General features: G+C 33.9%; 15 protein-coding genes. 9 read left to right on the forward strand and 6 right to left on the reverse strand.

Annotated elements, in window-relative coordinates; genetic code table 11:
• Positions 1–251: 251 nt before the first annotated feature.
• The 4 genes from M0M57_RS08625 to M0M57_RS08640 all read left to right on the forward strand — a co-directional run bounded on the left by M0M57_RS08625 (position 252) and on the right by M0M57_RS08640 (position 9,616).
• Positions 252–6,113 (forward strand): hypothetical protein, encoded by a 5,862-nt coding sequence (locus M0M57_RS08625; RefSeq protein WP_248432595.1) that lies wholly within the window; start codon positions 252–254, stop codon positions 6,111–6,113.
• Positions 6,114–6,123: 10 nt separating this feature from the next.
• On the forward strand, positions 6,124–7,377 hold the full coding sequence (locus M0M57_RS08630) for a hypothetical protein (protein ID WP_248432597.1): 1,254 nt from the start codon (positions 6,124–6,126) through the stop codon (positions 7,375–7,377).
• Between the two features lie 53 nt (positions 7,378–7,430).
• Positions 7,431–8,681 carry a gliding motility-associated C-terminal domain-containing protein gene (locus M0M57_RS08635; RefSeq protein WP_248432599.1) on the forward strand — a complete coding sequence of 417 codons (1,251 nt, stop codon included), beginning with the start codon at positions 7,431–7,433 and terminating at the stop codon, positions 8,679–8,681.
• A gap of 137 nt (positions 8,682–8,818) precedes the next feature.
• A complete protein-coding gene (locus M0M57_RS08640; RefSeq protein ID WP_248432601.1) occupies positions 8,819–9,616 on the forward strand; it encodes a tetratricopeptide repeat protein in 798 nt (265 codons plus the stop codon).
• On the opposite strand, the gene M0M57_RS08645 is transcribed toward M0M57_RS08640, so the two are convergent.
• From M0M57_RS08645 to M0M57_RS08655, 3 genes are all read right to left on the reverse strand, one after another.
• The gene (locus M0M57_RS08645) at positions 9,617–10,279 is read right to left on the reverse strand and encodes a tRNA1(Val) (adenine(37)-N6)-methyltransferase (RefSeq protein ID WP_248432603.1); all 663 of its coding nucleotides are present in this window, start codon (positions 10,277–10,279) and stop codon (positions 9,617–9,619) included.
• Between the two features lie 124 nt (positions 10,280–10,403).
• Positions 10,404–10,928 carry a ribosome maturation factor RimM gene (rimM, locus tag M0M57_RS08650; RefSeq protein ID WP_248432605.1) on the reverse strand — a complete coding sequence of 175 codons (525 nt, stop codon included), beginning with the start codon at positions 10,926–10,928 and terminating at the stop codon, positions 10,404–10,406.
• A 12-nt stretch (positions 10,929–10,940) separates the two neighbouring features.
• Positions 10,941–11,519, reverse strand: coding sequence for a 30S ribosomal protein S16 (locus M0M57_RS08655; protein ID WP_248432607.1), 579 nt, complete (start codon positions 11,517–11,519; stop codon positions 10,941–10,943).
• Positions 11,520–11,724: 205 nt separating this feature from the next.
• On the opposite strand from M0M57_RS08655, the gene M0M57_RS08660 reads away from it, so the two are divergent.
• The 5 genes from M0M57_RS08660 (at position 11,725) to trxA (ending at position 18,564) form a co-directional block, all read left to right on the forward strand.
• A complete protein-coding gene (locus M0M57_RS08660) occupies positions 11,725–12,222 on the forward strand; it encodes a DUF6252 family protein (protein ID WP_248432609.1) in 498 nt (165 codons plus the stop codon).
• 148 nt (positions 12,223–12,370) lie between these two features.
• Positions 12,371–12,745, forward strand: coding sequence for an RNA recognition motif domain-containing protein (locus M0M57_RS08665; protein WP_112084898.1), 375 nt, complete (start codon positions 12,371–12,373; stop codon positions 12,743–12,745).
• A 168-nt stretch (positions 12,746–12,913) separates the two neighbouring features.
• On the forward strand, positions 12,914–17,428 hold the full coding sequence (dnaE, locus tag M0M57_RS08670) for a DNA polymerase III subunit alpha (protein WP_248432611.1): 4,515 nt from the start codon (positions 12,914–12,916) through the stop codon (positions 17,426–17,428).
• Between the two features lie 70 nt (positions 17,429–17,498).
• On the forward strand, positions 17,499–18,113 hold the full coding sequence (locus tag M0M57_RS08675; RefSeq protein ID WP_248432613.1) for a transposase: 615 nt from the start codon (positions 17,499–17,501) through the stop codon (positions 18,111–18,113).
• Positions 18,114–18,246: 133 nt separating this feature from the next.
• Positions 18,247–18,564 carry a thioredoxin gene (gene trxA / locus M0M57_RS08680; RefSeq protein WP_112085032.1) on the forward strand — a complete coding sequence of 106 codons (318 nt, stop codon included), beginning with the start codon at positions 18,247–18,249 and terminating at the stop codon, positions 18,562–18,564.
• 60 nt (positions 18,565–18,624) lie between these two features.
• Here the strand turns inward: trxA and M0M57_RS08685 are convergent, their stop codons facing one another.
• The 3 genes from M0M57_RS08685 to M0M57_RS08695 form a co-directional block, all read right to left on the reverse strand.
• Positions 18,625–18,816 carry an ATP-binding protein gene (locus M0M57_RS08685; protein ID WP_248432615.1) on the reverse strand — a complete coding sequence of 64 codons (192 nt, stop codon included), beginning with the start codon at positions 18,814–18,816 and terminating at the stop codon, positions 18,625–18,627.
• Positions 18,817–18,881: 65 nt separating this feature from the next.
• Positions 18,882–19,586 carry a LytR/AlgR family response regulator transcription factor gene (locus M0M57_RS08690; RefSeq protein WP_248432617.1) on the reverse strand — a complete coding sequence of 235 codons (705 nt, stop codon included), beginning with the start codon at positions 19,584–19,586 and terminating at the stop codon, positions 18,882–18,884.
• 118 nt (positions 19,587–19,704) lie between these two features.
• The gene (locus tag M0M57_RS08695) at positions 19,705–21,720 is read right to left on the reverse strand and encodes a sensor histidine kinase (RefSeq protein ID WP_248432619.1); all 2,016 of its coding nucleotides are present in this window, start codon (positions 21,718–21,720) and stop codon (positions 19,705–19,707) included.
• Positions 21,721–21,809: the final 89 nt, after the last annotated feature.

Consider the following 21,809-nt stretch of genomic DNA (forward strand, 5'->3'; position numbering starts at 1 on the left):
GCTTAAATTTAATAATGTTTAGAGCTGTAGAAATAATACTACACTCAAATAACGTTTGTTCTACAAGCAATGTTTATTATTCTTATTACATTTGTTGATTGTATATGTGGTTAATAATCAGTTTGTAAAGCTTATTGTAGAGTGGTTTTATAACTTTGAAAATGAAAAGTCTTATATCTATATTGTTTTTTTTATTGACAAATTATTTTTGTCAATCAAATTCGCTTGTTTTAAATAGGTCGGAAGCACTTATGCCATTATCCGGAACATATTCAATCCCGGGAGATTATAACACAATTAGCGATGCTGCGATTGCATTAAATACATTTGGAATAAGTAGTTCTGTGGTTTTTAATGTGGCTGTAAATCATACTGAAATTGCTCCTGCAGGCATAAGTGCTTTGTTGCCAGGAGGAATCGTTTTTGGAAGTATTTCAGGAACAAGTTTTACAAATACAATTGTTTTTCAAAAAAGTGGAATAGGAACGAATCCTATAGTAATAGCTGGCGAAAATCATTTTGCCGGAGGGATAATGGATGCAGTCATAAAATTTATTGGTTCTGATTATATTACTTTTGACGGAATTGATGTGTCTGAAAACCCACTCAATAGTAATGCCGTCATAGCCTCAAACAATATGACAGAGTTTGGATATGCTTTTTTTAAGGCTTCAAATACGGATGGTGCTAAAAATAACGTAATCAGAAATTGCACAATAAAATTAAATACTGGTTTATCAAATTATCAAAACACGTTTGGAGTTTATTCCTCCACAATTACTACAGCGGTAAATGGTTTAACCCTAGCTAATACTACAAGTGTATTGGGTTCAAATTCAGACAATTCATTACAAAGTAATGTTATTGAAGGAGCAAACTCCGGAATAGTTGTAATTGGCTCTAATACGGCTGCTGCTATGGATTCTGGTTGGGTGATTGATGGAAATACAATTACCGATTTTGGTATTGGAAATGGAGAAGCCAACTCTTTGTATCAAAAATTAGGCACAACTGCTCAAGGAATTTTAGTTAATCAAAGTTATAATTTTTCAGTTTCAAATAATAGTGTTACGAGTGTGAGCGGAACTTTGTTAACTCCAATTCCAATTGCCGGAATTGTATTTGGATGGTCCGGGTCAGTTGTTCAGCCATCTGGAACTTACATTAATGTGTGCCAAAACAATACTATTGCTATTACCAATAATCTTAATGAAAGCATGTATGGCGTTTGGTCTAGAATTGGCAACGCAACTTCTAATGTAACTATTTTTGGCAATACAATTTCATTAATCAATACAGCAACTAGTGTTTTGGTTTCAAAAGAAGCTAAAGGAATTTTTCAGCACATTGCTATTGGAGATTTAACAATTTCTAATAACCAAGTTCAAATTAGTTATTTAAATACAAATCATTCCGATGTAATTCATTTTATTCAAGCCGATGTTGCTACGACAATAAAAAGAGAAATAATAGGAAATACGCTATCCACTCCAAGCGGACAAACTTTACGAACAAATGGGGCTGTTACAGGAATTTCACATCAAGGTGTCACATCAAACGAATTATCTATCAATCAAAATTCGATTTCAATCAACAAAGGCAATGATAATACAGCTTCTGTTTTTTACGGAATTTATAGTGCATCAACTAGTGCGGCAATAAATTATTCTATTACAGGAAACACTATCTTACTTCAAAATGATACTCCAACTTCAGGAAATACAATTGTTAGCGGAATATTTTGTAACGACGGCTTAAATACAATCGATAAAACAATTTCAAATAACATAATCACTATTCAAACCAATAATATTGGAGGAACAACACATGGAATTTTATCTGGAAAAGTTAATCAAGCTACTATTTCAGAAAATCAAATTATTATTAGTAATCATTGTGCAACAATTAATGGAATTTTACTAACAACCGGATCGGTTAGCAATCAGTTGAATGGAAACATAATTACTATTTCTCCGGTAAATATGCCAGGAGTATCAACAAATATTCGAGGGATTAATAATGCTGTTGGAATATTGAATACAAATTTAAACGAAATTACAGTAGCACCTTCATTTGATTCTGCAGCAAATGTTTTTGTAAATTTATTTGGAATTGATAATGTGGTTGCCAATTCATCCATTTCTAATAATACCAGAGTAACTTTATCTCCTGTGTTTAATATTGATGCAATTACAGGCAATATGGCTGTTATTAGAAATACAGCCTCAAATGTTGAAATAGCAATTAATCAATTGGTAGAATTAAATGCTGTTAACAATTCTGGAAACATAACAGCAAGCGGGATTTTGAATAGCGGTGCAAATTCGTTAATTCAGAATAATGTAATGCTTTCTTTAGCAGCCACAACTCAAACTACTGCCAACATAATTGGCATTGAAAGTGCGACTGCTGGTGCAGGCACACAAATTTTAGGTAATTCAAATGTGCTACTTTCGGTTAACTCGGCAACAAATGTATCAGCAAGAGGAATTTCGGTAGTCAACGCTTTTGTTAAAAACAATTCTAATATCAGTATAAACGCAATTGCATCAACCACTAGTTCAACGTATGGAATTAGTGGTACAGGTGAAATTGAAAATAATATAATAACCGTAACTGCAAATGCTCAAACGGGAATCACCGGAACAGCAGGAATTCTTTCAGGGTTGAACACTTTGGTGAAGGATAATGAAATCACTACAAATTTTGTAACTGCGTCAGGAAATGCTTTGGCAATGGGAATTAATAGTACAAACGCAAATTCATCTATAGTTAACAACACTATTGATCACACAGTGGTTTCAAATGTTAGTGATGCTAGTGCAACTTGGCGTGGTGAAGTATATGGAATTAGAAGTTATGGTGAAAATACAACTGTTGAAAATAATAAAATTATAAGAGTTTTTGGTTCAATGGGAAGAGGGACAACCTATTTTGAAGCTGCAGGAGTATTTTTGGATAGAGCAGAAAATCCAATTGTGTTAGGGAACACGATTAGTAATGTTTCCTGCAACGGAACTGCACGCGATAGGATTTATTTAAGCGGAATCTATGTAACAGGAAATTCTCATAACGGACTCATTAAAAATAATAAAATTTTTAATATTTCATTCAATTGTTCTGTGACAGGAACAATTTTTATACCCCCATTTTTTAATGTTGATATTCCGGCAAACACTAACGGAATTTGGGTCAGAATTGCCGATAATACAATCGCTTCAGATTACACCATTGTAAACAACCACATTTCAAAATTATACCATAATAATACATCGAAAATAGGTGGAATTTTTGGTTTGGCTTTATCTACCAAAGAGCTCAATTATAAAGTGTATCACAACACAATCTTAATTGGTGATAATGATACAATGGTCACAAGTAACACCACTAGTCATTTTGGAGGTACAGCCGTTGGATTTGTTAATAGAGTAGGAAGTGGAAGTTTAGATTTAAGAAACAACATTTTATATGTCAATATAATGCCAAGATTTTCCGGATATGTTTCTGCATTGGCCGCAGTTAAAAGTCATAATAACAATATCACAGAGTTGTCAACGAATCCAGGGCAATCAACTGTAAGACCTGTAAACTATCATGCTGCTTCAAACAATAATTTGTTTTATGCTCCTTCAGTTCATGGAAGAAGATCCTATTTTTATTGTGAAGGAGATGGATTAGGTACAGAATATAATCGTTTTAATATAGACCATAACACCACTGCAATAAATGATCCAAATATAAATATCAGCCCTTCTTTTTCAGGATGTACGAGCAAGTACAAAACTCTAATGGCAGGATCAGATTCCAATAGTTTTTATCAAAACGTAACACTTGTAGAAGGAACTGACAATCAAGAAGGTGTTTGGACACCTGTTGGCGAAACTTTTGCCGAGTTAGGAGCTCAACTCATTGACCCGATTTATGATTTAGATTTCAATAACGTAAGCCGTGGAAGTGCAATAGACATGGGAGCAGTTCAATTTAATGGAGAAACTACGCAAGCCCCTGAAATTGTTTATTCGCCTTTAACACTGTCTGGTTGCGGTTTAGTGCCAACATCACTAGTCTTAGAAAATGTTCAAATAACAGATAATGCCGGAATATATGTTTCTGGAACTTTAATTCCTAGATTATATTATAGAATCAATTCTGGTGCATGGTCAAGTGTAGCGGGAACTTTAGTTTCAGGCGATGCAAATAATGGTTTTTGGAACTTCACTCTCACCGGATTATCCGCAGGGACATTGAGCTATTATGTCATTGCTCAAGACAAATTGTCAAAAATTGGTGCCATTCCCGGAAGTGGTCTAGTAGCATGTAATGTAAATTCAATAACCACTCATCCAACCTCACCAAACACATTAACTTTAGGAGGAGCAGTTGCAACCTACGCATTAGGAAGCTGGAGTTCCACTCCAGATATTGGAAAAGCAGTTGTTATTGATGACGATTTAGTTATTTCTTCCAGCCTCGATGCTTGCTCGGTTTTGGTAAAAGTAGGTAGAACTGTAACAGTCGCTTCGGAAATTTATCTAACCGTTTTAAATGAAGTTGTTGTGGAAACCGGAGCAAACCTAATTTTTGATGATAAAGCAAGTTTGGTTCAAATTAACAATGTTGCAAATATTGGAGATATTGAATACAATCGAATTGCAAGTGTGAAAAAATTAGATTACGTCTATTGGTCGTCTCCAGTTTTTGGTAATGGAGGAGTGAGCGGATTTAATATTAATAATCTTTCGGCCAACCCTACAGAAATTACCGGACCAAAATACAAATGGAATACATTACAAAATAATAATAACGGAACTGGCGGAAACATCAGTCAAGGAATTTGGGTAAACGCAAATGCAAACTTGATGGAGTCAGGCAAAGGATACATCGTTCGGGCACCCAATTCATTTAGCGAAACAACAAATCAACCGTATCAAGCAACTTTTAGTGGTGTTCCTTTTAACGGAGATTTGAGTTATCCGATTTATCGAGGCGATTATACCGGAGTAGATTATACCGGATTGAATGGACAAACCATCACTAATTTAGATGATAATTTTAATTTGATAGGAAATCCATATCCATCTGCTATTAGTGCGGCACGATTTATTTTTAGAAATACTCCTGCAAACGGTGGAAATGTTATTGGAGGAGTGAGAGTTTGGACACATGGAAACAGTCCATCAACATCTTATCAAGATCCTTTTTATGGTTCGTTTGCCTATAACTATACTTCAAACGATTATATAATTTATACTTTATTAGGCTCTACATGTTGTCCTGCCTTAGAAGATGATTTTATGATTGCAGCCGGACAAGGATTTTTTGTTCAAATGCAAGACGGAATAGCAGCGAGTGATTTTGCCTATTTTAATAATTCGATGCGAAGTAAAAATTATACAAATGCAAATTTTTACAGAACATCCAATCTTACAGAGTTTGTTGATTTTACATTTGAAAAACATCGAATATGGCTAGATATTTTAGATTCGAATTTATCATCAAATAGAACGCTTTTGGGCTATGCAGACGGAGCAACTTTTGGGTTAGATGATTTATTTGATGCAACAACCAAAGAAATAGCGGCTCTTCAAATCTATTCCTTTGCAGAAGAAACTAAAACAACCACACAAGCCAGACCATTACCTTTTGATAGCAATGATGAGGTTTCAATAGGTGTAACTATTCCTGATCAAGGTCAATATACCATCGCTATTGCAGGAATAGATGGTTTGTTTGATTTCACTTCAATCTATTTAAAAGATATTTTCTTAAATTTAGTCCACGATTTAAAAGAAAGTCCGTATCATTTCCAAGCAGAAAAAGGTGTGATGAACAATCGATTTCAGATAGTTTATCAAAATTCTAATTTAAGTCAGCCCGATTTCAATGTTGGTTCGGTTACTGCATTTGTCAAAAACAATGAAATTCATATAAAATCATCCTTAGATGAAATAAATGAAATAACTTTATTTGACCTTACGGGAAGAAAAATTTATCAAAAGAAAATTATAACAAAAGAAACAATTATATCTGATCTAAATATTGCCAATCAAACAATTTTAATCCAACTGAAAATGTCAGATAATCAGTTAATAACTAAGAAAATTATATTTTAAAAAAATAATTATGAAAGTAAAAATTATACTTGTCGCCTTACTTTTTTCTGCAACAACTTTTTCACAAGTTAGTATAGGAAATGCACTTCCAAATCCATCTGCCAATTTAGATGTAACTTCAATTGATGTTGACGGAAATACGAGAGGATTATTAATCCCACGTCTAAATCTATTAAACACAACAGACGCAAGTACCATTGACAATGGAAACGTCAATAGTTTACTTGTTTTTAACGAAGCTACTCAAGCCGATGTTACTCCCGGATTTTATTATTGGTATATTAATAAATGGGAAAGAATTTCAACCGGTGCAGGTTCAGGCACAGAAACAAATACAGATTTGTTTTTTGATCCGGTTACAGGTGAATTATACTATACAAATGAATTGGATAACAACGCACCAATTGACTTAAATTCATTAAAAATTGAACCGTGGCAAGTGGAAGGAACAATTGATAAAGCCTCTTTAAATACCCAAAACATCTATCAAATTGGCAATGTCGGAATTGGAACAAACGATATGTTAGATGGCGTTGCTTTAGATGTTAGAGGAGCTGTTCGAGCAGGAACCGGAAACACCGGAATTGTTGGGTTAAACTCTGCTACTTTTGGTACAAACAATACTGTTTCTGGACCAAATTCATCTGCAACAGGCGTAAATAATGTTGTGTCAGGAAATATTTCCGGTGCAATTGGTCAAAATAATACTGTAAACACAGACAATGCAATGGCAATTGGAATTGGCAACGTTGTGAATGCCAGCAAAAGTTTTACCGTTGGAGAAGGAAATGTTGTAACAGGAAATCTTGCTTCAGCAATGGGAAGAGAAAACATTGCCGATGGTGAAATTGCCGTGGCATACGGTTTAAACAATCAATCCATTGCCGATTACAGCTATACTTTGGGTGTAGGAAACATTGCTGGAGCCATGGGAAGCATGGTTTTTGGTAGATATAATGCAATTATTGATGGTGATCCAAACAATTTTTCAGTTCCGTTAGATCCCTATTTTCAATTAGGAAATGGAAGCGGACCAACCAATAGAAGCAATATGATTACGATTCTGAAAAATGGGAAAATTGGTTTCGGTAACATTTACACGCCACAAGCAACTATTCATGTTGTAAAAACGGGAGCCGATTTAACTCCTGCAATCATCGAAGGTTGTGAGGTTTATCCGGATAATGTTGCGGCTACAGCTGCCGGTGTTCCGGTAGGCGGACTTTACAGAACGGCAACAGGCGTACTAATGGTTCGTTTCTAATATTATTCATTAAATTGAAATAGAATTTCAGTTTAAAAATTAAATCAAATAAGATGATAAAAATAATTATAAAGTTATTGATCGTTTTTGTTTCAGCCACCGCAGGGTTATTGGCTCAAACAAAGCTTAATAATCAAGGGATTCTTTCTATTCAAGGAATCACAGGAACATTAGCAGCAATAGACAATAACGCTTCAGGTGAATTAATTAATGATGGAGACTTTTATGTTTACAATCATTTTAACAATGATGGTATAGTAACTTTTTCATCGGGATCATCCAATGGATTAACCAGATTGAATGGTGTTTATGGTTTTCAGAATATTTCCGGCACCGTTCCCATGGATTTGTTTGATGTGGAGTTTAATAACAATTTGTTTCAACCTGCATTTCATTTGTCAAACCAAATTAATGTGTTTAACGAGTCAAATTTTTTACAAGGAATTGTAGACAATGATAACCATGGCGGTTTATTTGTTTTTGAAGACAATGCATTTCACATCAATACAGCAGATCAAAGTCATGTAGATGGTTATGTTCGCAAGAATGGAAATCAATTTTTTCAGTTTCCAATTGGAGACGGAGGTCAGTTTCGATATGCTTCTATTTCTGCTCCGCAATCTTCTACCGATGCTTTTACAGGAAAATATTTCTGGGAAAATTCAAATCCAATTTATCCACACGAAAATAGAACAAGTATTATCACATTGATTGATAATGCAGAATATTGGACTGTTGATAAAACAGCAGGAAACAGCAATATTTTTCTAACTCTTTCTTGGGATGAAGATACAACGCCAACAGAAATATATGCAGCTCCTTTGGAAGATATTCACATCGTTCGTTGGGATGTTGCCCAAAACAGATGGGTTGACGAAGGTGGTGTGGCCGATGCAAATACAAAAGAAGTAACAACCATCATTGATCCGCTTACACAGTATGGTGTGTTTACATTAGCTCGCGTTCGGTCAGAAGATATTTTGCCTTGCGGCGGAAGAGGCGTGGTGATTTACAATGCTATTTCTGCAAATGACGACGGAAGAAATGATTACTTTATTATCGACGGAATTGAAGAATGCCCGCAAAACACAGTTGAAATTTTTAATCGTTGGGGTGTAAAAGTTTATGAAACAACTTCATATAACACAAATGGTAATGTTTTTAATGGTTATTCTGATGGACGTGTAACGATTGCAAAAAATGAAAAATTACCTGACGGGACGTATTTTTATCACATCAATTTCTTTGATGAAAATGGTGGTATTCGAACCAAAAAAGCAGGTTATTTATATTTAAGCTTATAATTTTTTTAGGTTGGTTTTTTTTAAACACTCAGCGTTAGAATTCTAACAAAGAGTGTTTTTTTTGTCATTAACATGTTGTTAACCCTAAAGATTAAAGAAAACAACTATTTTTCCAATTGTTTTTAAAGCCATAAAATATGAAAGTGTTTTTTTTACTAGTTGTTTCATTATTTTCGTTTACATTACTAGCACAAAATAGTCAAGCAAGTGCTAACATAAAGGAAGCACAACAAAAAATTGTAGATGAATATGTACACAATTGTGCCAAAAAATATTCGTATTACCAAATGGCAGAACTGCAAGAATGTTTAGATGAAGGACTCAAAAAAGATCCAACGATTGCTTATTTATGGCAACAAAAAGCAATGCCGTTATTTAAGATTAAAAAGTATGAAGCAGGAATGGTTTTTTGTGACAAAGCAGTTGAAAATGATCCGCAACGATGGTTGTCATACAGAGCTTACATTAAATGTATTTTTGCAAAAACCTATCGTGAAGCCATCATCGATTTTGAAAAATGCAAAGAAATGCACGGCAATAGTTATGAAATGGATCATACCTACAATTTCTACATTGCCTTATCGCATCTGCAATTGAATGAATTTGCTAAAGCGGAAGAAATTTTTAAAGCTGATATTGCAGAACAAATTGAACAAAAAGGAGAAGCTCACCACCTCGATTTGTTTTATTACGGAATAACCTTGTACGAACAAAAAAAATGGGAGCAAGCCATTGAAGAATTTGACAAAGCCATCTCGCAATATGAAAATTTTTCGGATGCAAAAGTTTACAAAGCTTTTTGTTTAGGACGAATTGGTCAGGAAAAAAGAGCCAATGATTTGATAGTAGAAGCTAAAACAGATGCCAAAAACGGCTACACAATTAATGAAGATAATATGATTCATGAAGTGTATCCATATAAAGTGAAATGGTAATTACATCTTTAAATAAAAATCTCTCGTAAGATTGATATAATCATCGGTGTATTCGTGACGATTGATTTCGATCACCAATTCATCAGCAGTTAATGTGCTTAATTCATAACGTTTAAAAGCCAACAAACTTCGTTTAATTTCTGTGGTTGGAGTTCCTTTTACGCGAGTTACTTTTATAGGATAAAGTTCAGCTTCTGCACACAAATCGATAAATTTTTCTTCCTCTTTGTATGGAATAATAACGGTAAAAATTCCGTTTTCGGAGAGTAATAAATCAGCCGCTTCAATCAAATCTTCAAAAGGCATTGCTTCTTGAAATCGGGCTAAATCTCGTTGCGAATTTTCGGTTTTATAATCTTCGGAATAAAAAGGCGGATTGGAAATGATTAAATCATACTCATCTTCCGGTTCATCTACAAATTCATCCAAACCGGCGTGAAAACAAAACAGACGATCTCCCCAAGGCGAATTTTCAAAATTTTCTACGCATTGTTCGTAAGCATCTTCGTCAATTTCTAATGCATCAATTTGTTCGGCATTGCTACGTTGGGCAATCATTAAGGATAAAATTCCTGTTCCTGCACCAATATCCAAAACAGAAAAAGGATTGTTTTCTAAGGGACACCAAGCTCCCAATAACACACTATCAGTGCCTACTTTCATAGCACATCGGTCTTGTTGAATAGAAAATTGTTTGAATTGAAACACGGTGATTAACGATTTTTGAATGAAGATTTTCGATCCCAGATTCCAGATTACTGAAAACTGCGACTGCGACTGAAAATTTCTAAAGATACATCTCCACCAAACCTTCCGGCAAATTCATAACCACCTTCTTGTTATCGCGATCTATTTTAATCAAAAACTGATCAATCATCGGAATAAGCATTTCAACATTACCATTCAGCACTTCAAAAAGAGGTTGAGCAGTTGTATCATTGATAGAAACAATTTTTCCCACCACTCCAAGTCGTTGGTCTTCTACTTCAAAACCAATCACTTCGTGATAATAAAATTGATTACCTTCTAATTTTGGTAAAAACGAAAGCGGAAGATAAAGTTCGCAACCCATAATAGCGTCAGCATCCTCTTCTGTCTCAACATCTTCAAATTTGACTCTCAGAAAGTCATTTTTATGTAGTGAACTATTTTCAATAAAAAATGGAACCAGATTTTTGTTTAATTCAACAAAAACTGATTCCATATTTTCATATAATTCAGGCTCATCTGTGTCTAAATAGACCAAAACTTCACCTTTAAAACTAAATTTTTTAGCGATTTTGCCAAGATAGAAACATTCTTCTTTTCGCATTATCGCAAAATATTAAGCTTCTTTTTCTTCGTTTGTTTCTTCAGCAGCAGGAGCTTCTTCAACAGCTACTTCAGTTGCAACTTCGCTAACTTCTTCTGTTACTTCTTCAGCAACCTCTTCAGTTACTTCAGCAGCTTTCAAAGCATCAGCAGCAGCATTTGCACGTTTTTCATTTGCAACTTTTTCAGCTTTTAAAGCTTCAGCTCTAGCTTTTTCTTGTGCTTTAGTTAAACCTTCTTTTTTAGAAGTAACTTTGTTTGCTTTTTCATCAATCCAAGCTGCCAATTTAGCATCTGCTTGTTCTTGAGTTAAAGCACCTTTTCTAACTCCACCATCCAAGTGATGTTTCAATAACGCACCTTTATAAGAAAGGATAGCTCTTGCAGTATCAGTTGGTTGTGCACCATTGTGTAACCATTGAACAGCACTGTCCAAGTTTAAATCAATTGTTGCAGGGTTAGTGTTTGGGTTGTAAGTTCCGATTTTGTCTAAGAATTTACCATCTCTTTTGGCTCTTGCATCAGCAGCCACAATCCAGAAAAAAGGCTTTCCTTTTTTACCGTGTCTTTGTAATCTAATTTTTACTGGCATAATCGTATGATTAAATTTTGAGGTTCTCGACCTCTGTTAATTAAGGGTGCAAATATATAAAAGTTTTTTGGATTAGAAATCAATGATTTAAAATTTATTTAAATTGTTTGATTCTTTGTGTTTTGAACGTTTTTAACAAAAAAGTATATCGTTTATTCGGTAGAAAAGCTATTTTTGTACTTTAGAAATAATCACAACCAACACAATGAAAAAATATTTTTCTCTTTTAGCTCTTGCTTTTTTATTCATTTCCTGCGAAGAAGATGTGGTTTTTAATTCACCTTCTGTGCAAGGAAGGTTAGAAAATTCATTTTGGAGAGCAATTGATTCCGATGCTGTTTTGCAACCAAACGGTGGTTTAGTAATCACCGCAAAAGCTCGTTTGCAAACAATGACTTTAAGAATTCCGTCTAGAAATGTGGGAACGTATGTTTTGGGTCAAAACCAATCACGAGTTGCAACTTTTGTATTTGATTATGATGATAGTGAATTGTTTTACAGCACCGGTGTGACTACGGAAGAAGAATATCAAGGAGATGGAGAAATAAAAATTACCGAATTTGATGCAGCAAACGGAACTGTTTCCGGCTCATTTAGATTTAATGCTGTGAACATGGCAAACAATCCGTTAGGAGGAGAAATATTAAATTTCAATCAAGGCGTTTTCTATAAAGTGCCTGTAACCGGAATCGAAGAAGATTAATAAGAAATAACAACTCAAAAAAGCCATTTCAAATTCAAATTGAAATGGCTTTTTTATTTATTTTCAACAATTTATGAAATAAAGTTTGCTTTTTAAGATGGTTTGCCATTTTAATAGTTTACCTTTGTTTCAAATAATATTATTTTTTATGAACATTTTTGTAGGAAGCCTTCCTTGGAGTATTGAGGAAGCAGATTTAAGAGAGTCTTTCGAGGCTTATGGAGCAGTAGACTCTGTAAAAGTAATTACTGATAAATTTACCGGAAAAAGTAAAGGTTTTGGTTTTGTTGAAATGCCTAATGACGAAGAAGGTCAAAAAGCTATCGACGAACTAAACGGAGCTACCGTTCAAGGTCGTGCTATTGTGGTAAACAAATCAGAACCAAAACCGGAAGGCGAAAAAAGAAGCTTTAACAACAACCGTTCAGGCGGTGGTGGTTACGGTGGTGGTGGAAACAGTCGTGGTGGCGGTGGCTACAGCGGTGGTGGAAACAGTCGCGGTGGTGGAGGAGGAAGATACTAGTATTTTTTCTTTATAACATCAACAAAACCATTCTGAGCAATCAGGATGGTTTTTTGTTTTGTTGATAACTAAAGTTGACATTCTCTTCCTTAAAATGTATTTTTGAAAATAGAATTGTCAATTGGTTTTTCCGCTAATTACGAATCACTTTTCACTAATCACTCTCGCATGTTTTTAATCTTCGATACCGAAACCACCGGCTTGCCCAAACGATGGGATGCACCACTAACCGATACCGACAACTGGCCTCGTTGCATTCAAATTGCTTGGCAATTGCATGACGAAATGGGAAATTTGGTCGAACATCAGGATTATCTTGTGCAGCCGGACGGATTTAATATTCCGTATGATGCCGAACGAATTCACGGAATTTCAACCGAATTGGCTCAACAAGACGGAATTCCTTTAAATGAAGTACTCGAAAAATTCAACATCGCTTTAAGCAAAGCCAAATTCATTGTTGGTCAAAATGTTGGATTTGATGTGAATATTATGGGATGTGAATTTCATCGGATGAATGTAAATTCTCCACTGACTTCTAAACCGGTTTTAGATACATGTACCGAAGTAACAGCCAATCTGTTGAAACTTCCCGGCGGAAGAGGAGGGAAATTCAAATTACCTACATTGACTGAATTACATCAATACCTTTTTGGCGTTCCTTTTTCAGAAGCTCACAATGCAACTGCCGACGTTGAGGCAACAACACGATGTTTTCTCGAATTAATCAAAAGAGAAATTTTCACCAAAGAAGAACTCGATGTTCCTGCCGATTATTTCAAAAATTTTAATGAACAAAATCCGAAAGAGATTCAACTTATCGGATTAAAACATATTAATTTGAAAGAAGCTTCCGAAGCCATTCGGAAACAATTTCAAAAAGAACAACCTAAAGAACTCCCTAAAAAAGAGTTAGTTGAAAACCAAAAAACGTTAGTTGATGTTGATTTTGTGCATTTGCATAATCATTCACAATTTTCCGTTTTACAATCGACAATTTCCGTTGCTGACTTGGTAAAAGCAGCAGTAAAGAATAAAATGCCTGCAGTCGCAATGACAGACATCGGAAATATGATGGGAGCTTTTCATTTTGTACGCGATGTTTTATACCATAATAAATCTGCCGAAGCTAAAAACAAAGCAGCAATTGAAGCCGGAGAAAATCCCACAGAAACAATTATCAAACCCATTGTAGGTTGCGAATTTTTTGTCTGCGATAATCACAAAGATAAAACCCGAAAAGACAATGGCTATCAAGTGGTTTTTCTGGCTAAGAATAAAAAAGGCTATCACAATTTAGCCAAAATGTCATCCATTGGATATACTGACGGATTTTATTATGTTCCCCGAATTGACAAAGAAGTTATTCAAAAATATAAAGAAGATTTGATTGTTTTATCGGGAAGTTTGTCTGGCGAAATTCCGAATAAACTTTTAAATATTGGCGAAAATCAAGCCGAAGAAGCCTTGCTCTGGTGGAAAAATGAATTTGGTGATGATTTGTACATCGAATTGATGCGACACAATCAAGAAGATGAAAACAGAGTGAATACATCGTTGATTTCATTAGCCAAAAAGCATGACGTAAAAATGGTGGCTACGAACAACGTTTTTTATGTAGATAAAGAAAATGCCAATGCTCACGACATTTTACTTTGTGTTCGCGATGGTGAAAAACAAGCCACACCGATAGGAAGAGGTCGCGGTTATCGTTACGGCTTACCCAATCAGGAATATTATTTCAAGTCGGGTGACGAGATGAAAAAACTCTTTGCCGATTTACCCGAAGCTATTTTAAACATCAATGAAGTAGTTGATAAAATAGAAATTTTCGACCTAGCTCGTGGCGTTTTGCTTCCTAAGTTTGACATTCCTGAAGAATTTTTAGTTCCCGAAGATGAAGAAGATGGAGGAAAAAGAGGTGAAAATTTATTTTTAAGACATCTTACCTACGAGGGTGCAAAAAAACGATACGAAATAATCACTCCGGAAATTGAAGAACGTCTTGATTTTGAATTAAAAACAATTGAAAACACCGGTTACCCCGGTTACTTTTTGATTGTACAAGATTTTATCAGAGCCGCTCGTGAAATGGATGTTTCGGTTGGACCCGGTCGTGGTTCGGCTGCCGGTTCAGTGGTGGCGTATTGTTTATGGATTACGAACATTGACCCATTAGAATACGATTTGCTTTTTGAGCGTTTCCTGAATCCTGACAGGGTTTCGATGCCCGATATTGATATCGATTTTGATGATGAAGGTCGTGGTCGCGTGATGCAATATGTGATTGATAAATACGGTTCAAATCAGGTGGCTCAAATTATTACCTATGGTAAAATGGCTACTAAATCCTCGTTGAGAGATACCGCTCGTGTGCTCGATTTACCACTTTTTGAAGCGGATAAATTAGCCAAATTAATTCCGGGAATGATGCCTGGAAAATGGAGTTTAGCCCGATTTTTATCCGATTCAATCGAAGAAGTAAAAAAAGCCGTCCGTTCTGATGAATTTGATAACATAAAAGAATTAATTGCGATTGCCAATCAAGGTGAATTAGCCGGAGAAACCATTCAACAAGCAAAAGTATTGGAAGGTTCGTTGCGAAATACCGGAATTCACGCGTGCGGAGTGATCATTACGCCAAGTGACATTACAAATTTCGTTCCAGTAGCAACCGCAAAAGATTCGGATTTATATGTCACTCAATTTGACAACTCGGTGGTAGAAAGTGCCGGTTTGTTGAAGATGGACTTTTTAGGATTAAAAACCCTTACGTTAATAAAAGATACAGTTAAATTAATTAAATATCGAACCGGAAAAGAACTCGATCCGGATGCTTTTCCAATTGATGATGTTAAAACCTATGAGTTATTTCAACGTGGTGAAACAGTTGGAATTTTCCAATATGAATCGGTTGGAATGCAAAAATACCTTCGTGATTTAAAACCAACTGTTTTTGGTGATTTAATTGCGATGAATGCCTTGTATCGTCCTGGACCATTAGAATATATTCCGTCTTTCGTTCGCAGAAAAAATGGCGAAGAAGCGATAGAATATGATTTAGAAGCCAACGAAGAATTTTTGAAAGAAACCTATGGAATCACAGTTTACCAAGAGCAGGTAATGTTACTTTCGCAAAAATTAGCCGGTTTCTCTAAAGGTGATGCCGACGTACTTCGTAAAGCGATGGGTAAAAAGCAAAAAGATGTTTTGGATAAAATGAAATCCAAGTTCATTGATCAGGCTGTTGAAAAAGGTCATGATGCTAAAAAGTTGGATAAAATTTGGACAGATTGGGAAGCTTTTGCGAGTTATGCCTTCAACAAATCGCATTCCACTTGCTATGCTTGGATTGGTTATCAAACGGCTTATCTTAAGGCTCATTATCCTGCAGAATATATGGCAGCGGTGCTTTCTAACAACATGAACGATATCAAACAGGTTTCGTTTTTTATGGAAGAATGCAAGCGAATGGGTATGAAAGTATTGAGTCCCGATGTGAATGAATCGTTTTATAAATTCACCGTAAATGATGATGGTGCGATTCGTTTTGGAATGGGGGCAATCAAAGGAGTTGGAGCCGGTGCGGTAGAAACCATCGTGCAAAACCGATTGAAAGACGGAAAATATAAATCCATTTTTGACTTAGCAAAACGTATTGATTTGCGTGCAGCGAACAAAAAAGCCTTTGAAAATTTAGCTTTAGCCGGTGGTTTTGATGGTTTTTCGGCTACGCATCGTGCACAATATTTTCATCACGATGGCGATAATATCACGTTTTTAGAAAAAGCCATTCGTTACGGAGCAAAATTTCAGGAAAATGAAAATTCTGCTCAAGTGAGTTTGTTTGGTGAAGCAAGCGATGTTCAAATTGCAGAGCCACTAGTTCCGCCTTGCGATGAATGGAGTACGATGGAAAAATTAGCTAAAGAAAAAGAAGTAGTCGGGATTTATATTTCCGGACATCCGTTAGATGATTTTCGATTTGAGATGAAATATTTCTGTAATTCAAAATTAGAATACCTTAAAAATTTAGAACAGCACGTCAACAAAACATTGTGCTTTGGCGGAATTATTACCAACGTCCAACACCGAATTGCTCAAAACGGAAAAGGTTGGGCTTCGTTTATGTTGGAAGGTTATGACGAAAGCCACGAATTTAGAATTTATGGTGAAGAATATTTAAAATTCCGACATTTTATCATCCAAAATAATTTTACGTTTATGAAAGTGATGGTGCGTGAAGGATGGGCAAACAAAGAAACAGGTAAAAAAGGCGATCCGAGAATTACATTTCAATTGATTCAATATTTGCAAGATGTTTTGCCACAATTTGCTAAAAAATTGACGATCCAAATGGATATTATGGCATTGCAACAAAATTTGATTGCCGAATTAAGTGCGATTTTTAAAACTTTTCAAGGTGATAACACAGTTACGTTTGAAGTGATGGAATTAGAAAAAGTGAAGAAAGAAGTAGAAATCAAACCAGTTGTAATTGCTTCGGATGATGATTTAGACATTGAAAATTTAGAAGATATTGAAATAGAAATCGAAGCTCCAACCGAGGAAATCCGAATGGTAACGAAGTTAAGTATGCCAAGTCGTAAACTGAAAGTTCAAATTTCAAATGAATTATTAAGTGAGTTGGAAAAAAAGCAGGTTGATTTTAGGTTGAATTAACGATTGTTAACCTTTGTCGAAGTTCAAAACCTTGACAAAGGTGGATTAGTACATTAAAAAAATATAAGCCATGTCAAACATAATCTGTGATACGCTAGAATCCGGTCATTTTTATCATATTTATAATCGAGGAGTTAACAGTTGTTCTGTTTTTATAGATGAAGAAAACTATTTTTTCTTTTTATCAAGATTTAAAAAATACCTTTCAGATTTTATTGAAGTTTATGCTTATTGTCTAATGCCGAATCATTTTCATTTTTTGATAAGAGTTAAAAATTTGAATTCTGATAGCTTTGTCAAAGTTCAAAACTTTGACAAAGCTTTACAAGAAAATGGACTTCATTCAAACGATTCACTGGTTAGTAAGCAATTTGCAAAACTTTTTAGTTCTTATACACAAGCTTTTAATAAAGTTCAAAATAGACATGGTGCGTTATTCGAATCTCCATTTAAGAGAAAGAGAATTGAAAATGATGAATATTTAAGAAATTTAATTTTATACATTCATCGAAACCCAATTGATTTAAATCAAAATTTTGAAACATATAAATTCTCTTCTTACAAAGCAATTATTTCTGATTTGAGAACAGATATTAAAAAACAACTTGTTATTGAAAGATTTGATAATATGGATAACTTTATTTATCTTCACAAAAATCCACCAAAGCTTAATTTTAACTTTTAATGTGATTATTTAATTCCCATCAATTCCACAAATACATTCATAATCAAAACTAATTTTCAATTAACACTTCATTAAGTTTTAAATTTTTAAATTTGCAGTACAAATAATTGAATAGTAATTAAAAAAATATAAAATGGCATTAGCAATTACAGATGCTACTTTTGATGAAGTAGTTTTAAAATCAGATAAACCGGTAGTAGTAGATTTTTGGGCAGCTTGGTGTGGACCTTGTAGAATGGTTGGGCCGGTTATCGATGAAATCGCAACAGAATATGAAGGAAAAGCTGTTGTTGGAAAAGTTGACGTAGATGCAAACCAAGAATTTGCTGCAAAATACGGCGTTAGAAACATTCCAACGGTTTTAGTTTTTCAAAATGGAGAAGTGGTAGGAAGACAAGTTGGTGTTGCTCCAAAGAAAAATTACACAGATGCAATTGATGCATTGTTGTAATTTTCAATCAAAATAAGTTTTAAGGTCTGATGAAAATCAGGCCTTTTTTTATACTCAAAATTATAATTTTAAAGTAAAAGTTGTTCCTTTACCTAGCTTAGAATCCATTAAAATTTCACAATTAATTGCTTTAGCCAAATCGCGAATCAAGTGTAATTCTAAGCCGGACTTAATTCCTACCACTTGTTTATCATCATAAAGTACTTTGAATTGTTCTTGAGAAGCTGCCGGGCCATCATCAGAAATAAACATATAAGATTCAAATTTGATAAAAAATCGCCTTTAATAGCGTAGTCTAATTAGGTATTTAAAAAATTTTAATTTATCGATTTTAAATCTTCTTTATAACTTCTTCCAACAGGAATGCTAAAGCCGTTATTTAAAATAATTTCATAAATTCCGATTTTTTCAATCATATTTTTCTGCACCGCGAAACTTCGATGAACCCGAACAAAAGATTGAAAGTGACTTTCTTTCAATAAATTTCCTATACTCGACAAAACACAATGTCTTTTTTGATTGGTAACTAAAAGCGTATAATCTTTCAAAGCTTCCAAATATAAAATTTCATGCAATTTAATTTTCGTTTGTTCATGACCTTCTTTAATGTAAATGGAATCTCCTCCGATACTCGATTCGTAAAGTAATGCTTTGGTTTTAATTTCCATAAATTCATTAATTCTTTCCATTGTTTTTGTAAAACGATCAAATTTTAACGGTTTTACAATAAAATCTAATGTGTCCAATTCAAAGCTTTCAACGGCATGTTCAGGATGTGATGTGATGAAAATACAAACGGGAACTTCGTCCAGTTTTTTTCGAAGTTCAAGACCACTTAAACCGGGCATATCAACATCTAAAAAAAGAATATCAACAGTATTATTTTGACAATAATCTAACGCTGCTACTGCATTTAAAAAAGTGCCCAAAAGTTCTAAATGCGAAAAACGTTTCACAAAAGAAACCACCATTAATTGATCTATTTCGTCATCATCAACTATAATGCAGGTTAATTTTTTCATCTTTAAATAATTCTACAACTTGAGGTTATTCAAATATAAGAATTTATTTAATATTTTTAATTTGTTGATGATTTATTGCAGATTGTCATCAAAAAAAATAATCAAATAAAAGTGAAGTTTATAAAATGTTGCGTTGAGATTTCGTTGAATTATCAAATGTCAATATAAAAGACGTTCCTTCTCCCAATTTAGAATCAACTGCTATTTCACAATTAATCGCTTTCGCCAAATCGCGAATCAAATGTAATCCCAAACCGGATTTTATTCCAACTACTTCTTTGTCATCATATAGTGCTTTGAATTGTTCTTGTGAAGCACCCGGACCATTATCGGAAATAGTTAAATAAGATTTTCCATTCTCTTGCCAAGCTTTACAAATAATGGTTGGTTTTGGAGTTGTGGTAAAAACATTGATTGCGTTGCTGGTTAGATTTCGAATAATAGTTTTTAAATAATTTTCATCCGTAAATAATTCAACAGCATCCGGATTTTGATAATCAAAAGTAATGTTTTGATAACCTGAAAACACTTTTTTGTTGTCTTCAAATAATTGATTCACGCTAACTTTTTTTGGTTCTGGTTTGAAATTTTCCATCTGACCTTTGCTCCACAATAAAATATCTTCCATCGAAGAAAGTAAGTTTTCTGCCCCCGAAATAGTTTTGTTTTGCATTCGATTTTTGGTCGCTTCATCCATCAATTCCGGATTGTCTTTTTGCAAATGCAGAAAGTGAATTAAATTGGCAACCGGACTTCGTAAGTCGTGATTTAAAATTGAAAAAAATCGGGTTTTTACTTTATTTGCTTGATCTAATTCAGAATTTAAAAGTTGTAATTTTTGATTGGTTTTTTGTCTGTTTCTACTTTGGTAAAAAAGCAGACTTCCGATAATTCCCAAAAGTAAAATCCCACCAATATAAATCCATTTTTGTTTTTCTTTGGTTTCTAAAGTGAGTTTGTTGAGTTGAATTTCTTTGTCGCGAAGTTGAATTTCTTTTTGAGATTCAAGTTTGGCCAAACTATTTTTTATTTCTTGAGAATTAAGTGAATCATTCAGCAAATTTGATTTTTCTAAGTAAAAAAAAGCTTTTTCATAGTCTTTTTTGATACTGTACAGTCGTGATAACGATTTGTTTAATTCAATTAAATTTATCAAATCATTTATATTTTCTGCTTTTTCGATCGTTGAAGTTAAATGTTTTTCTGCATTTAATAAATAGTTAATTTTTTTTGTACTATCTGATTCCGCATCATACATTGAAAGATACAGAATTCCAATCATTCCATTATTATGAATATTCATTGGGTTTACTTGATGTTGATCCCACATATCTCTAGCTTCAAGTCTCATTTGTAGAGCTTCGGCATTTGGTTTCAATTTTGCCCAATTGGTTAAAATCCAAGCAATTTCAAATTTTTGATTATTTGCTTTTGTGCCTTTATAACTTTTTTCAAAAAAATGATTGGCATTAACAGTATCCTTTAAAAGTCTATATGTTTCTGCGATGCCCATATAACTAACATTTATTCTATTTTCTTTTTTTGAAAGAAGAGCATATTTAACACATTTTTTGGCTTGAACCAGTGCTTCGTTATACTTGTGTTGATCCAAATAATACATGCTAAGTGCGTTTGCACTATCTGTAATTAATGTATAGTCTTTGCTTTGCTCTGCAAATTCTTGAGCCAATAGTGCATATTTTAACTGATTACTAAAATCGGATTGCATTTGATAAACGATTGATTTTAGGTAATAAGCTCTGGCTAATTTGTTTTTTAAAGGCGAATTTTTAAAAATCGAAATAGACTTTGTTAGGTAATACGACGAAGAATCGTGTTCTGCTTTTATAATGTAAATATGACCAAGGATTAAATAACTTTCTCCAACACCAAATTCACGTTTATGTTTTTTGCTGAATTTTACATTTTTGTGTAAGTGAGTAACAGCATCATCCAAAGAAATATGATTCTTAATGTTAATAGCAATGGTATTATTGATTTTGATGATCGAATCAATGTTTTTTTCAGTTTGTAAAATTAATTTTAAAGAGTCAATAGTTTTTATACCATCATTTTGACCGAACAAAACAGCGGTAAAAAAAATAAAACTAATGATAGTAATGCTCTTCATCATACTTTTTCCTGCTTATGATTTTCATACAACAATCATAAAAATTTGTTCCTAATTGATTTAATAAAATTTGAATATGTCCTTGTTTATCA

It is taken from the genome of Flavobacterium azooxidireducens (genome assembly GCF_023195775.1).
GTDB classification, from domain to species: Bacteria; Bacteroidota; Bacteroidia; order Flavobacteriales; family Flavobacteriaceae; genus Flavobacterium; species Flavobacterium azooxidireducens.

Coding starts and splice junctions, on each gene's coding strand:
- M0M57_RS08660 (WP_248432609.1), top strand. CDS start 11,725: ATGAAAAAATATTTTTCTCTTTTAGCTCTTGCTTTTTTATTCATTTCC.
- dnaE (WP_248432611.1), top strand. CDS start 12,914: ATGTTTTTAATCTTCGATACCGAAACCACCGGCTTGCCCAAACGATGG.
- M0M57_RS08640 (WP_248432601.1), top strand. CDS start 8,819: ATGAAAGTGTTTTTTTTACTAGTTGTTTCATTATTTTCGTTTACATTA.
- M0M57_RS08655 (WP_248432607.1), bottom strand. CDS start 11,519: ATGCCAGTAAAAATTAGATTACAAAGACACGGTAAAAAAGGAAAGCCT.
- M0M57_RS08635 (WP_248432599.1), top strand. CDS start 7,431: ATGATAAAAATAATTATAAAGTTATTGATCGTTTTTGTTTCAGCCACC.
- trxA (WP_112085032.1), top strand. CDS start 18,247: ATGGCATTAGCAATTACAGATGCTACTTTTGATGAAGTAGTTTTAAAA.
- M0M57_RS08665 (WP_112084898.1), top strand. CDS start 12,371: ATGAACATTTTTGTAGGAAGCCTTCCTTGGAGTATTGAGGAAGCAGAT.
- rimM (WP_248432605.1), bottom strand. CDS start 10,928: ATGCGAAAAGAAGAATGTTTCTATCTTGGCAAAATCGCTAAAAAATTT.
- M0M57_RS08645 (WP_248432603.1), bottom strand. CDS start 10,279: ATGAAAGTAGGCACTGATAGTGTGTTATTGGGAGCTTGGTGTCCCTTA.
- M0M57_RS08695 (WP_248432619.1), bottom strand. CDS start 21,720: ATGATGAAGAGCATTACTATCATTAGTTTTATTTTTTTTACCGCTGTT.
- M0M57_RS08690 (WP_248432617.1), bottom strand. CDS start 19,586: ATGAAAAAATTAACCTGCATTATAGTTGATGATGACGAAATAGATCAA.
- M0M57_RS08630 (WP_248432597.1), top strand. CDS start 6,124: ATGAAAGTAAAAATTATACTTGTCGCCTTACTTTTTTCTGCAACAACT.
- M0M57_RS08675 (WP_248432613.1), top strand. CDS start 17,499: ATGTCAAACATAATCTGTGATACGCTAGAATCCGGTCATTTTTATCAT.
- M0M57_RS08685 (WP_248432615.1), bottom strand. CDS start 18,816: ATGTTTATTTCTGATGATGGCCCGGCAGCTTCTCAAGAACAATTCAAA.
- M0M57_RS08625 (WP_248432595.1), top strand. CDS start 252: ATGCCATTATCCGGAACATATTCAATCCCGGGAGATTATAACACAATT.